The organism is Pseudomonas leptonychotis, assembly GCF_004920405.1.
GTDB lineage: Bacteria > Pseudomonadota > Gammaproteobacteria > Pseudomonadales > Pseudomonadaceae > Aquipseudomonas > Aquipseudomonas leptonychotis.
On sequence record NZ_RFLV01000001.1, the window covers coordinates 1,973,109 to 1,986,524 of the forward strand.

Annotated in this window: 14 protein-coding genes; 2 read left to right on the forward strand and 12 right to left on the reverse strand. The window is 59.7% G+C overall.

The annotated features are described in order from the left end of the window. Positions 1–3 precede the first annotated feature (3 nt). The 3 genes from D8779_RS09010 to rpiA form a co-directional block, all read right to left on the reverse strand. Complete coding sequence (locus D8779_RS09010; RefSeq protein WP_136664073.1) at positions 4–924, reverse strand: SPFH domain-containing protein; 921 nt, start codon at positions 922–924, stop codon at positions 4–6. A gap of 298 nt (positions 925–1,222) precedes the next feature. Further along, positions 1,223–3,007, reverse strand: coding sequence for a type IV pilus assembly ATPase TfpB (gene tfpB, locus D8779_RS09015; RefSeq protein ID WP_136664074.1), 1,785 nt, complete (start codon positions 3,005–3,007; stop codon positions 1,223–1,225). A 118-nt stretch (positions 3,008–3,125) separates the two neighbouring features. Further along, positions 3,126–3,800 (reverse strand): ribose-5-phosphate isomerase RpiA, encoded by a 675-nt coding sequence (rpiA, locus tag D8779_RS09020; protein WP_136664075.1) that lies wholly within the window; start codon positions 3,798–3,800, stop codon positions 3,126–3,128. Between the two features lie 157 nt (positions 3,801–3,957). On the opposite strand from rpiA, the gene ilvA reads away from it, so the two are divergent. Both ilvA and D8779_RS09030 read left to right on the forward strand, forming a co-directional pair. Further along, entirely contained in the window at positions 3,958–5,472 is a 1,515-nt protein-coding gene (ilvA, locus tag D8779_RS09025) for a threonine ammonia-lyase, biosynthetic (RefSeq protein WP_136664076.1), read from the forward strand. Between the two features lie 216 nt (positions 5,473–5,688). After that, positions 5,689–6,129, forward strand: coding sequence for a DUF2269 family protein (locus D8779_RS09030; RefSeq protein ID WP_136664077.1), 441 nt, complete (start codon positions 5,689–5,691; stop codon positions 6,127–6,129). Between the two features lie 952 nt (positions 6,130–7,081). Here the strand turns inward: D8779_RS09030 and D8779_RS09035 are convergent. From D8779_RS09035 to D8779_RS09075, 9 genes are all read right to left on the reverse strand, one after another. Continuing rightward, positions 7,082–8,224, reverse strand: a complete 1,143-nt coding sequence (locus D8779_RS09035) for a site-specific integrase (RefSeq protein WP_136664078.1) — start codon at positions 8,222–8,224, stop codon at positions 7,082–7,084. Continuing rightward, positions 8,221–8,433, reverse strand: coding sequence for a DUF4224 domain-containing protein (locus tag D8779_RS09040; RefSeq protein ID WP_136664079.1), 213 nt, complete (start codon positions 8,431–8,433; stop codon positions 8,221–8,223). The genes D8779_RS09035 and D8779_RS09040 overlap by 4 nt, the downstream gene beginning before the upstream one ends. Positions 8,434–8,508: 75 nt before the next feature. Beyond that, positions 8,509–9,027 (reverse strand): hypothetical protein, encoded by a 519-nt coding sequence (locus D8779_RS20545; RefSeq protein WP_167492545.1) that lies wholly within the window; start codon positions 9,025–9,027, stop codon positions 8,509–8,511. Next, positions 9,014–9,220 (reverse strand): hypothetical protein, encoded by a 207-nt coding sequence (locus D8779_RS09055; RefSeq protein ID WP_136664082.1) that lies wholly within the window; start codon positions 9,218–9,220, stop codon positions 9,014–9,016. Before D8779_RS09055 ends, D8779_RS20545 begins: the two co-directional genes overlap by 14 nt. Further along, positions 9,213–9,749, reverse strand: a complete 537-nt coding sequence (locus tag D8779_RS09060; protein WP_136664083.1) for a hypothetical protein — start codon at positions 9,747–9,749, stop codon at positions 9,213–9,215. Before D8779_RS09060 ends, D8779_RS09055 begins: the two co-directional genes overlap by 8 nt. Before the next feature lie 78 nt (positions 9,750–9,827). Then, positions 9,828–10,184 (reverse strand): DUF7673 family protein, encoded by a 357-nt coding sequence (locus D8779_RS09065; RefSeq protein ID WP_136664084.1) that lies wholly within the window; start codon positions 10,182–10,184, stop codon positions 9,828–9,830. A gap of 10 nt (positions 10,185–10,194) precedes the next feature. Next, positions 10,195–10,467 carry a hypothetical protein gene (locus tag D8779_RS09070; RefSeq protein ID WP_136664085.1) on the reverse strand — a complete coding sequence of 91 codons (273 nt, stop codon included), beginning with the start codon at positions 10,465–10,467 and terminating at the stop codon, positions 10,195–10,197. A 49-nt stretch (positions 10,468–10,516) separates the two neighbouring features. Beyond that, positions 10,517–10,645, reverse strand: a complete 129-nt coding sequence (locus tag D8779_RS20915; RefSeq protein WP_276605882.1) for a hypothetical protein — start codon at positions 10,643–10,645, stop codon at positions 10,517–10,519. Positions 10,646–10,694: 49 nt separating this feature from the next. Continuing rightward, the gene (locus D8779_RS09075) at positions 10,695–13,406 is read right to left on the reverse strand and encodes a toprim domain-containing protein (RefSeq protein ID WP_167492546.1); all 2,712 of its coding nucleotides are present in this window, start codon (positions 13,404–13,406) and stop codon (positions 10,695–10,697) included. Positions 13,407–13,416: the final 10 nt, after the last annotated feature.

A 13,416-nucleotide genomic window follows, 5' to 3' on the forward strand; every position in this document is an offset into this window, starting at 1 on the left:
GGCTTAACCCTTCTTATCGCCGAAGGTGGCTTTGACGATTTCGCTGATACCACCGACCGCGCCAATCACTTGGCTGGCTTCCAGCGGCATGAGGATGACTTTGCTGTTGTTGGCGCTGGCCAGTTGGCCGAGGGCTTCGATGTATTTCTGCGCGACGAAGTAGTTGACCGCCTGCACGTTACCCTGGGCGATGGCTTCGGAAACCATGCGGGTGGCTTCTGCTTCGGCCTGGGCAGCCCGCTCGCGTGCTTCGGCTTCGAGGAAGGCGGCCTGGCGCTGGCCTTCGGCCTTGAGGATATCGCCTTGCTTCTGCCCTTCGGCGGTGAGGATAGCGGCGGCGCGCAGGCCTTCGGCTTCGAGAATCTGCGCACGCTTGATCCGCTCGGCTTTCATTTGGCCGGACATGGCGGCCATCAGGTCAGCAGGCGGGCTGATGTCCTTGATCTCGATGCGGGTGATCTTGATGCCCCAGGGCGCGGTGGCTTCATCGACGGTGCGCAGCAGCTTTTCGTTGATGGCATCGCGCTGGCCAAGCATGGCGTCCAGTTCCATGGAACCGAGCACGGTGCGGATGTTGGTCATCACCAGGTTACGAATAGCGTGTTCGAGGTTGTTCACCTCGTAGGCGGCCTGGGCTGCATTGATAATCTGGAAAAAACAGATGGCGTCAATTTCTACCGTGGCATTGTCGGCAGTGATTACTTCCTGCGGCGGGATATCCAGCACGTTTTCCATCACGTTGAGCTTACGGCCAATCTTGTCCATCACCGGCACGATGATGTTCAGGCCTGGCTTGAGCGTGTTGGTGTAGCGGCCGAAGCGCTCAACCGTCCATTCAAAGCCTTGGGGGACGACCTTGAAACCCATAAAAACGATGGCGACGGCGAGGCCGACAAAAAGAAAGATGACACTGCCGATTTCCATATGGTGTAGCTCCTGGCGGGTTGAGTCTGCTGATCAATTATCTAAGCACAGTTGGCGTTGGTGCTACTGTCGATGCGGTTGCAGAGTGAGCCGATCAACGGTCATGTTGGCCGGTTAATGCCCGCCGAGTTGCAGGCGAGAACAACAACGTTGCGACCGTTGATGCCCGGGCCCCAGCGCAGGCCTTCAGCATGGATGGTTTTGCTTCATTGGTAGGTAAGTAGCAACGCGGGACATTTGTCGCCGTTGGTTGCGCTGCACTACCTGTAAGTGCGTACGCGTTGACGAGCCATTAAGGCTATTTCTGTTCGCTCTGCGGGGTAACGCGCAGCACTTCTTCGATGGTAGTCAGGCCGGCGCCAACCTTCTGCGCGCCGGACAGACGCAGGCTGCGCATGCCTTCCTTGAACGCATGCCGACGCAGCGCAATCAGGTCGGTGTCGGCAGTGATCAGTGGCTTCATCGCATCATTGATCAGCATGATTTCATACACCCCAGCGCGGCCGCGGTAGCCCGTGTCGCGGCACTCCAGGCAGCCGACGGCGTTGCAGGCCTGGGTGGGCAGCGGTGCGCTCCAGGGTTTGGTCAGGCTTTGCCAGCCGTCTTCATCCAACGCTTGTGGGGTTTTGCAATGCGGGCAGAGGGTGCGCACCAGGCGCTGGGCCATTACACCGAGCAGTGTGGCCTTGAGCAGGTAGTGCGGCACGCCCAGTTCCAGTAAACGAGTGATGGCGCTAGGCGCGTCGTTGGTATGCAGGGTGGAGAGCACCAGGTGGCCGGTCAGTGCAGCCTGGATCGCCATTTCGGCGGTTTCCAGGTCACGGATTTCACCGACCATGATGATGTCCGGGTCTTGGCGCATCAGGGCGCGCACGCCACTGGCAAAGGTCAAGTCGATATTGTGCTGCACCTGCATCTGATTGAAGGCCCCTTCGATCATTTCGATCGGGTCTTCGATGGTGCAGACGTTGACCTCTTGGGTCGCCAGTTGTTTAAGCGTGGTGTACAGCGTGGTGGTCTTGCCCGAGCCGGTCGGGCCGGTAACCAGAATGATGCCGTTGGGCTGGCTGGTCATGCTTTTCCAGCGTTTTAGGTCATCGGCCGAAAACCCCAGCTGGTCGAAGCTTTTCAGCAGCACTTCCGGGTCGAAAATCCGCATCACCATCTTTTCGCCAAAGGCGGTGGGCATGGTTGAGAGGCGCAGTTCGACCTCGCCGCCGTCTGGGGTTTTGGTCTTGACTCGGCCGTCTTGGGGTTTGCGCTTTTCCGCGACGTTCATCCGGCCGAGACTCTTCAGGCGGCTGACGATGGCCATGGTCACCTGGGGCGGGAATTGGTAAACGGTGTGTAGCACCCCGTCGATGCGAAAACGCACGCTGCCCTGCTCGCGGCGTGGTTCGATATGAATGTCACTGGCGCGCTGGGTAAAGGCGTACTGGAACAACCAGTCGACGATATTGACGATATGCGCATCGTTGGCGTCTGGCTCCTGATCCTGGGCGCCGAGGTTGAGCAGTTGTTCGAAGTTGCCGGCACCGCTGACTTTCATGTCGCCAGCCGAGGCACCGCTAACCGACTTCGCCAGGCGGTAGAACTCCACGGTATAGCGCTGAATGTCTGTCGGGCTAGCCAGTACGCGCTTGATCGGCCGCTTGAGCACGTGGGTCAGGTTGGCTTCCCAGCTGTGAACCAGAGGGTCGCTGCTGGCGATCGTGACGCTGTCATTGTCCACCGCCACGGCAAGAATCTTGTGGCGCTGGGCGAAGGCGTAAGACATTAGAGGGGTGATAGCGGCGACATTGACCTTGAGCGGATCGATGCGCAGGAACGGTTGACCGCATTGCTCCGCCAGCCAACTGGTCAGTCCTTCCAGTTCAAGCTTTTTACCTGGCGCTCTCAGGTCATCAAGCTGTTGAGCGGCGAGAAACTCCAGCGGATGCTGCTTATTGTTTACCGCGCTGCGGCGGATCGCCAGGCATTGCTCTGCATTGTCTTGATCTATTCGGCCCTGGGCGACCAGCTCACGCAGCAGGTCGGCGAGTTCCAGCTGGCGATCATGGGCTGACGAGACAAATGCGGACATAAAACTCCCTGACGATCCTGATAACTAAGGCAATGCCGGCAGCATGACGCTAAGCACCTGGGCTGTCTGCCGACTTAATCCATTTTTGCACAGTCGCCAGATGTTGCCGCTCTGCATGTCAGGCGCGTGTGAGTGTCTTCACGCCGTCGGCAGTACCAAGCAGCAGCAAATCAGCCGGGCGAGCGGCGAACAGGCCATTAGTGACCACCCCGACGATGGCGTTGATTTGGCTTTCCAGCTCGGCCGGATTGGTGATCGACAGGTTGAATACGTCGATGATGATGTTGCCGTTATCGGTCACCACGCCCTCACGGTACACCGGGTCGCCACCGAGTTTGACCAGTTGGCGAGCGACATGGCTGCGCGCCATGGGAATTACTTCCACCGGCAGCGGGAACGCACCGAGTAGCGGTACCAGCTTGCTGGCGTCAGCGATGCAGATAAAAGTTTGCGCCACGGCGGCAACGATTTTTTCGCGGGTCAGGGCTGCGCCACCGCCCTTGATCAGGTTGAGGTGCTCGTCGCTCTCGTCGGCACCGTCGACATAGAACTCCAGGTCGCTGACCGTGTTCAGTTCGTACACCGGTATGCCATGGCCTTTGAGGCGCGCGGCAGTGGCTTCGGAGCTGGCCACGGCGCCGTCGAATTCCATCTTGTGCTTGGCCAGGGCGTCGATAAAGCAGTTGGCGGTGGAGCCGGTGCCGACTCCGATCACACTCTTGGCGTCGAGTTTGGGGAGAATAAAGTCGACGGCAGCCTGGGCGACGGCTTGCTTGAGTTGATCCTGGTTCATCATGGGGCCTGGCGTGGGAGTGAGGAAGGGCGCGAATTATAGCCTGCCTGGATAGCCAGCGGGCCTGAGGCAGGGAAAAGCCCTAGCGTGTGTGGTCGTTCGGCGCAGCCCTGGGGTAGACTCGCTGACTCCCTGAAAAGCCGCCTGCGATCACGCCATGCTCGAACAGTACGTCAAAAAGATCCTTACCTCGCGCGTCTATGACATAGCGGTGGAAACGCCGTTGCAAGTCGCCCCTCAGCTTTCTGAGCGGCTGGGCAACCAGATTTTGCTCAAGCGTGAAGACCTGCAGCCGGTTTACTCGTTCAAGATTCGCGGTGCCTACAACAAGCTGGCGCAACTCTCGGCTGAAGAGCAGGCGCGCGGTGTGGTCACCGCCTCGGCCGGCAACCATGCCCAGGGGCTAGCGCTGGCGGCCAAGGTGCTGGGGGTCAAAGCGACTATCGTGATGCCCAAAACCACGCCTGAAATCAAGGTTCAAGGTGTGCGTTCGCGCGGCGGCAAGGTGGTTTTGCACGGCGACAGCTTCCCTGAGGCGCTGGCTTACTCGCTCAAGCTGGTGGACGAGAAGGGCTACATCTATATCCACCCCTACGATGATCCGCACACCATCGCAGGGCAGGGCACCGTGGCGATGGAAATCCTCCGTCAGCAGCCGGGTCAGCTCGATGCGATCTTTGTCCCGGTCGGCGGCGGCGGGCTGATCGCCGGGATCGCGGCCTATGTGAAATACCTGCGTCCAGAGATCAAGATCATCGGCGTTGAGCCGGATGACTCCAACTGCCTACAGGCGGCCATGGCTGCCGGTGAGCGGGTGGTGCTGAGCCAGGTTGGGCTATTCGCCGACGGTGTGGCGGTAGCGCAAATCGGTCAGCACACTTTTGATGTGTGCAAGGATTATGTCGATGAGGTGATCACTGTCAGCACCGACGAGATCTGTGCAGCGATCAAGGACATCTACGATGACACCCGCTCGATCACCGAGCCGGCAGGCGCGCTCAGTGTGGCCGGGATCAAGAAATACGTGGAGCGCGAAGGCTGCCACGGCCAGGTGCTGGTGGGCATCGACTCGGGCGCCAACGTCAACTTCGATCGTCTGCGCCATGTCGCTGAACGCGCCGAATTGGGCGAGAAGCGCGAAGCCATTATTGCCGTGACCATCCCCGAGCAACCTGGCAGCTTCAAGGCGTTCTGCGAGGCTATTGGTAAGCGGCAGATCACCGAGTTCAACTACCGCTATCACGAAGACAAGGAAGCGCACATCTTCGTCGGTGTGCAAACTCACCCGGAAAACGACCCACGTGCCGCGCTGGTGCAGGGGCTGCGCGAGCAGGGCTTTCCGGTGCTGGACCTGACTGATAACGAACTGGCCAAGCTGCACATCCGCCATATGGTCGGCGGTCATGCCGCGGCGGTGCCGGACGAGTGCGTCTATCGCTTCGAGTTTCCCGAGCGCCCAGGCGCGCTGTTCAATTTCTTACAGAAATTGGGTGGGCGTTGGAACATCTCGATGTTCCACTACCGTAACCACGGCGCTGCCGACGGTCGCGTGGTGGCGGGGCTGCAAGTGCCGCAAGCAGAGCGTCATCTTGTGCCTGCGGCGCTGGAAGCCATCGGCTATCCCTACTGGGATGAGAGCGATAACCCGGCTTACAAACTCTTTTTAGGCTAAGAACCTATTCAAAATCTGCTGCGCGTCGGCTCTGCTGCGTTAAAAACAGGCTTGGAAGCCGCTTGCGGCTAACGCGCTTTAGCGCGATCCGAAGGGCGAGTGGAACGAGTAATGCTTATGTACAACTCGTACACTCCGCTTCCTCGCCTTTTTTCGCCTTGCATAGCTCTAGCTCGCGAGATTTTGAACAGGCTCTAAACGGCAGGAGCTGAATCGATGGAAAATTACCAACTGCTGAAAATTCTCCACAGTGCACCGGGCGTGCTGTTGCTGCTGGGCGTGCTGGCCCATGTATTTATGCTGTGGAAGGCGGCGCGCTCTGGCGATAGCGCTGTGCTGCAACGCAAGCTCAAACGCACCCGCTTGATTAGTCTGCCTGTATTCGGCCTGCTGGCCCTGAGCCTGCCGGTCAGTGGCTGGTGGATGGTCAATCTGGCAGGCTTCCCGCTAGGGCAAACCTGGTTATTAGCCAGCAGCGTGCTATTTGGCGTGCTGGTGCTTTTCGGCCTGCTGCTCAATGGCCGTCTGGCCGCTTGGCAGGCGCTGGGTAATAACCCCGTACCGACCAGCCTGCTGCGTTTCTGTGCAGTGTATGCCGGGCTGATTGTGCTGTTGTTGCTGGTGATTATGGGGTTGATGGGCGTTAAGCCGGCCTAGATAGCCAGCCCGTGACCTGTCGTGCGTCGACAGGCTGCACTGTCCCAATAAGCGATCATATAGAGTTATTGATTGCGCTTAGTAAGATCCCGCCGGGATTCACTGCGCTGCTACAGGTTTGGCGGAAAGGGGCTATGCCAATGCCCCGCCATACTTGGTCACCCCTTATTAGTCAGGCCAACGTGCAAAATTCCAGGGCGAAGTCAGTCGCGCCAGGCCCAAGGAATACAGTTACATCTACATGGAGTTGAATGCCTATGAGGTGAATCTGGACGTGCTATCCCTAGTTTTCAGGATACGCGGGCGAATGGCTCGCAAAGTAGCCAGGTGATGACAATCAAGACACTCATCAGAAAGCATCTCAAATGCAGCCAGGCGTCTGGCGCGACTACAAGGTGAATGATCTGTTGTTTCATTCATCAAGCGGCCACTGCTCCGTAACGCCAAGCGGTATGTTCGGTCCCAAATAAATCACGACGCTTAGGTGTTTCGATTCTCTTGATGCCGCTACGTCGGCGCTATCAAGTGACCGGATCGGCTGATCCAACGGTAAAAATAATCTAGCCTTAGTCCAGCCACAAAAAGCCCAGCCTAGTGCTGGGCTTTTTGGTTATGGCGTTTTCAATTTCCATGCTCATCCCTATGCATGACTGATGCACAGCAGGCCTAAAACTTCGCCATCAGCAATTCTTTAATGGGTCTGTCTACGTAGGGGCTACGTTAAGTGGGAGCAGAAAAGTCAGAAACGAAAAAGGCCCACCTTTCGGTGAGCCTTTCCGTTGTTTCGTGTGGTGCCGGCACCAAGAGTCGAACTCGGGACCTACTGATTACAAGAAAGCCATTTTCTAGCGTTAATTCAGGCGCTTAGGTGTGGGCTTGTTACGCAAGAGGTGCGCTTGCGGCCGGATTCCATGGGGTTTCCGGCTCGCTTGTTACGCAGGTTTGAGGGGGATTAGAGGGCGGAGGGGGCTACTGTCGGGACGCTGAGGTCGTAGATGTCGAGCATGGATTCGTCGCGGTGGCCGCTGGCTTGCTGTTTGTCTGCCCTGGTGCCGGGTGTATCGGTGATGCCGCGCCGCTTGAGGTCGTGCAGGCCGAAGCGCTGCTCGGTGGTGATGGCACCGGCTTCGATGGCGTTGCGCATGAAACGGTTCCAGGCGGTGTCCAGCCCTGACTTGCCAAGCGCGCCGCCGTGCTCGGCGGTGATGATGTAGCGCTGCTCGGGGTTGGTCGGTACCGCCGTGCCACGGGCTGCCCATATTTGCGCACGGCGGGCCTTGGCGGCTTCCCAGGTTGCGCGCAGGCGCGGTGTCCAGCTGACCAGGTTGTCGCGGCTGCCCTTGCGCCGGTTGGTCAGCACGCCATCTGCCAGCTCGTTGGCATCGGTGAGCGTGACGACCTCTATGCCGCGCAAGCGGCAAAGGTAGGCCAGTTCCATCACATAGCTGAGGTGTGGCGGCACCGCACCCAGTTGGCCGCGCTTGAGTTTGCCCAGCTCGCGGGCGCGCTCAATCAGAACCAGCATCACAGCATGGGATGGCAGTCGCCGCTGTTTGCGTTCGGTGGGTGCCTCGATGCCCAGGGCCGGGTTGCTGTCCAGGTAGCCACGGTTGCGGCCCCACTGCATCACCAAACGTAGGTAGCGCAGCGCGTGGGCAGCTTTTGAGGGCGTGCCTTCGTCCGCTATGCGGTCAATAAGCCGTTGGATCAGCGCCGGGGTGAACTTGCGCACGCCCAGTTCACCCAAGGGCAGCTTGATCTTGGTGGGAATGTTTACCAATACATCACGCGACCAGGTGTAGTCGGCCTGTGTTTTCGGCTTGAGCCGCTTGAACCTGGCACTGTCGTGGTACTGCTGGCACAGGTAGTTGAGGCTTTCGCGGTCGACGCCGTTGCGCAGCTCCATAATCTTGTGCAGATCGGCCAGGGTGGCCGTGCTGGTGGCGATGTTCTGCCGGCGTTGTTTGCCGGCCTCGTCGCGGTGCAGGGTGTACCAAGCGCCCTTACCGCGATGATCAAAGAAAACGGCCGCTGGGATAGCGGCCTGGTCGATATGCTTGGGGATGAGCGGGTTGTGCTTGCGGGTTCGCCTCATAGAATCTCGACGCCGTACTGCTCCTGGTGTGCTGCCTTCAAACCGCCAGCCTGGTTGACCAACTCCACCGTAGTCCAGGGGCCAGTGCGACCCCTGAATAGGCGGATGCCCTGATCGTGTAGGGTTCGCTCCACGTCTGCCCGCCGGGCGTAGCCGGTGATGCGCTTTAGGTCATCAAAGGTCAGCACGCCGATGGTATTCCCGTTCATGGCAGAGCCTCCAGTTTAGCGCTGGAGACCGGAAGCCAAAGACGAGAAACACCACCCGGTGCTTCTCGCGTTCGTTCAGGCATTGGCTACCTCATCGCTGGTAGCCAATAGGCTGCGGATTGTCGCCTGGGCTTTGCCGCGTGCAACGATGGCCTGATGGTTCAGTTGCACCGACTCTTTGGCGGGAATGGCAACGGCTAGTTCGAGCAGCTCGCGGGGCACCGAAAACATCACCGGTGTTTCCAAGAATGTGCCGCCGTCGTAAGGGTCGACCATAACGCGCTCTGTTTGCCAGTGAACAGGGGCTGACTCTAGGCAATCGCAGGCGTCTATCGGCATTGCGCAGGCGCTGCAATAGTTGGGTGCCAGCGTTCCTGGATGCGTGAAGCGTGACACGCCGTATGCCAGCCCCTCGTAGGATTCCTCCTTGAGCATTCCAGGTGCCAGCCCGAGCTTTTTGATTAGCGCTTCAGCTGCATGGTTTGGGCCGGCGGTGCAGCTGGCGGAGGGCTTATGGTCGCTGGACTTGGCGATATAGGTGCCGGTGCTTTGTCGCACATAGATGGTGATGGTTTGGCTGTTATCCGCGTGCATAGCGTGGCCCCTTGGCTTGTTTGGCAGCTGTTTTCTCGGCCTGCAAAGCCGACCACTCGGCGTTTTTGCGTTGCTGGCGGATGCTGCTGCACTTGGCATGCTTGCGGGTAGAGCGGGCTTTGCCGCAGATATCGCAGATGCTGGGCAGGTCGAGGCGCTGGCCAGCCAGTGGTGGGCGGGTTCGTTCAATCATGGCGGCCACCCATCGGCGCGAGCGGCCCTAGCCATTCAAAGTCCTCGCTGAGCTGGTGGATGGTGAAACCAAACTTTTGCTCGGAGGTGATGCCGTGCAAGTTGCAACACAGCGCACCTGAAAATTCCTTAACCTGCACCAGGGCATCAGCCTGCAGAAGGTTGCCGCGCACCCAGTACGCGCCAGGCGCCGCTGGCTTGTCGTGCGTCCATCCATCTACTGATACCCGCTCAGGGTTTGGCTCGCCTGCATCCCAGCCCAGGTCGCGCCGGCGGCGCATGAGGTTCATTGCATAGGCAGCGCCATGGGTTAGGTGTTCGGGTTGGCTGCAGTTGCCGTCGGCCATGTCAGCGACGAATTCTTCCAGTGCATCCATTGCCGCCAGTTCGTGGCCACGGCTCCAGGCGACTACCTCGCCGCCATCTACCTCTTTCGGGACGTTCTGGCCCTTTGCACCTCGGATGACAATGGTGTCGTAGCGGGGTGTGGTAGCCTTCTCGCTGCTGACTTCGGGGGTTTGTGCTTGCATGGTGCTTCTCCTTGGGGTTGGTTCGGCCCTGGTGGGTTGCCGCCCACCGGGGCCATCTTTTTTCCGGCTTGGCCGGTGTCAGTTCTGGCGTGATGCCCAGTCTTTTTTCAGTTGTTCCCAGATGGCGTGGCCGCCCTCGATGTACTCATGCACCTCCTGCTCGGGCCTGCGATCCATGCGCAGCACCGTCATGCAGTCATTCCACAGCGATGTGTCGAGCCCGCGCAGCCTGGTCAGCGGGAAGGGGTAGGCGTTGCCGTTGTACAGGCTGAGCAGGAAGCGGCCGACGGTGAGGCTCTGGCCGCTGTCGCGTTGGGCCACCGGGATCAGCCGGTGCAGGGCATCAATGCCGGCCTCGCGGATGTATGGGCGCTCGGCTTCTTCTACCGCCAAGCGGTTGAGGTCGTCCTGGATGCGTTCGCGTGAGGTTTGCATGGTCATGACCTCAAAACCCAACTACCGCGTGGATTACAAGGTCTGCCGGAAGGCGCTCGGTTAGATCCTGTAGACGCATGACCTGTAGCTCGGTGCATTCGTCGATGCAGATAACGAATACGCCCTGTTTGGCGTATTCGCGCACCTTCAGCTCTAGGCCAGTGGTGGTGCAGTGGACGCCGCGCAGAATCTTTTGGCCGGGCTTACAGGTCACTTTGTGGATCTGCAGCAAGCGGGTGGATTTGCCAGTACCTGGTGCGCCGCGATCAATGTTCAGTTGCATGGTGCTTCTCCTTGGGGTTGCCCAGGCGTTGCCGCGCCTGGGCGGTGGGTTATTTGCCGAGCAGGGCCAGCAGGTCGGGGGTGAGATAGCCGGCGGTGATCATCAGCGCCAGGGCCAAGCCGCTGGCGGCTAGGCTGGTGAAGGTTTCGCGGGCGGTGGGTTGGTGGTCGGTTTGCATGGTGCTTCTCCTTGGGGTTGTTACCGGCGTTGCCGCGCCGGGTTGGTTGTCACACCTGCTGGAAAAACCAGCAGCGGACGGTTTTCGGTTTGTTGAATGCGTCGGTTTGCCGGGCTGAGTTGACCGGTTTGTTGGACTCCAGAAACTTGGGGGCCTTGCTGGTTTTAAGCAGGCGCTTGAGCTCGCTGAGCGCGGGTACCTGCTGGCGTTTGTTGGCGGCCATTTCCACGAACTCGTTGAGGTTCACGGCGATATAGCCCTGCTTGCGCGAGTGGTTGAGTGCGCCGTCGTCGCTCATGCCGTTGAGGAATTCGTAGAGGTCCCAGAATTCGCAAACGGTTGGGTGGTCAGCGTTGATGGCCTGCTGGCGTTCCTCGGCCATGCGGCCGATTTCTTCATGCACCAGGGCGGCACGTTCGGTACCGAGCGGCACCACCATGGCCAGGGCATCCACCAGGCTGCGGAGCTGGGCGTGGTTTTTGGCGATACGCACGGTGCGAATGCCGGGGCGGGCGAGCAGCTCCTGCTCATAGCCTGATGTGCGCTCATCGAGCAGCTTGACGATCACCGGCTCCAGCTGCAGCGCCTTGATCATAAAGCCACTGAGCTGCTCAACCGGCATACGCTCCAGCTGCTCGGCGATCAGCTTGGTTTCTGGCGTTTGGTGCTCGCGCGTCAGGTGCACATGGCCAAGGCGTTGCAGGATCGGCTCGGAAGCGTTTACTGCGTTGTTTTGGGCAATCAGCAGCGCACCACGGAACGGTGGTTCGCGGGTGTCGTTGCCGTTGTTCTTCACGCCGGTACTGCGCACGCTGCGGCCGTTGTAGGCGGTTTTCAGCTCGTCCCAGTCAAAGTGCTTAATCGGCGCGCCTTCCTTCTGCTCGCGCTCGGACTCGATCAACACCACCGGCAGGTTGCCCACCTGGGCGAAGTTACGCGCGCGGCTGGCGGCTGTGGCCTTGGAGGGGTCGAAGCCTTCGTATTCAGTACGGCCGGTAAGTTTCCAGAGCAGCTCCACCAGCGTGGTTTTGCCGGAGCCGGCCTCGCCGATCAGCTCCAGGAACAAGTACGATTTATGCAGCTGGCGGATCTGTTCAGCATTCAGCGCGCCCAGCCACCACGTCAGCACCACCGCACCGCGCACACCAAAGCAGCGCCAGAACAGATCGAACCAGCCCTCGTTGTAGGCGCTGAGGTTGGGGTTGATGTGCAGCACCGGGCTCATGCTTTGCGACTTAACGCTCAGCTTGCCGACATCGAAGAAGTCTTCTTCGTTGCGCTTGTAAACCTTGCCGCCGGCGATGGCGATATCGTTGAACACATAGGCACCGTGCTCGCGGCTGTAGCCGATCCAGTCAATGGTGTTAACGGTTTTCAGCTTGTCGAGCTGCAGGCCCAGCATGCGCTCCAGCTGCTGCGGCGAGCCGGTGAACATGGCACCGTTGCACACGTTCAACAGGCGCTTCTTGAACTCCGGTGCAGACGAGATTTGCGCCGAGGTGAAGGTGCTCTTGATGGTGCCTGCATCGGGGCGCTCAACGCGGAAGTAATACCAAGCCTCGTCGGTCTGGTCGTTGCGCATGTAATACAAGGCGTCGAAGTAGCAGTTGGCGATGCGCACCACCGAGCCGGCCTGGCGCAGGGCCTTGTCGCGGCGCTGTTTGTCGCTGAGCAGTGAGGCCTCGCCGCTTTCGTCGTTATCCAGCTCGCGCGTGGCGCGGTCGTACTTCTCCAGATCCAACTTGAACCAATACAGGCGCGAGCGAAAAGCAAAGTGGAATTCCTTGTGCTCGTCCCACTCGTACATCAGCAGGCCCTTTTCCTCTGCCGATTCAGCCAGCAGCAGGGCGCCCTGATGGCGGGCTTCGCCCAAGTCCTGCGCGATGCGCTCAGCACGTTCGTCGTCGCCTTCGATAAATGCCCAGCGCTGGTGCAGGTCATTCCAGTCGGTTTTCTTGCCTCCGCGCTGTGGGATGACGGCCGCCTCGCACTTAAAGCCCAGGGCGCGGGCCTCTTTTGCCCAGCGGCGCATATTGGCTTTGGCCACCGGCTCGTTATCCAGGGCCCATACCAAACGAGGCAACTGCTTATCTGCCGCGCGGCGCTGCTGTGCCAGAGCCTTGAGTGACTCCAGGGGGAATGGCGCGCTCGACATCATCGACACGGCAGGCGTGTCGTTATGCAGCAGGGCAATGGCGTCGAAGATGCCCTCGACGATGTGCAGCTCGCTCACTTCCAGCAGGTTGAGGCTTGGCGGGCACCACCACACGCCCTTGTAGCTGTCGCCCGGTTTGAAGCGTGCCTTCTGTTTGCCAAAGCGCTCCGGCTGATCGATCAGGCGTTCCCAATACCCGCCCTTTTCCAGGGGGAAACGCACGGTGGCGCTGCCAATGCCGAGTTTGCTGTCCCAGTAGTTTTCTTGGGTGTACCAGCCATCGAGCAACTCGATACGGAAGCCGCGTGCCATTTCCAAATAGGCGCGGGCTGTGGCTGTCGGGCTTTCCGGGGTCGATGGTGCTGTCTTGCTCCAGTCGTTGAACAGGTCGTCGTACAGCTCTTTTACGTGCACGCGGTGGCCGCACTTTTCAGGGCGCCCACAGATCAACAGCCAGGGTGAGTCGTGGAAGGTGTAGAGGGTCTTCTTGCCGCAGCTGGGCGCTGGGCATATGCCCTTGCGCATGTAATTGGTGCCACGCATGTGCTGGAGGTCGAACTGCTGCTCGATCCTTTTGACGACTTCTACCCGGAGTGACTCTTTCATCTGCATGTGG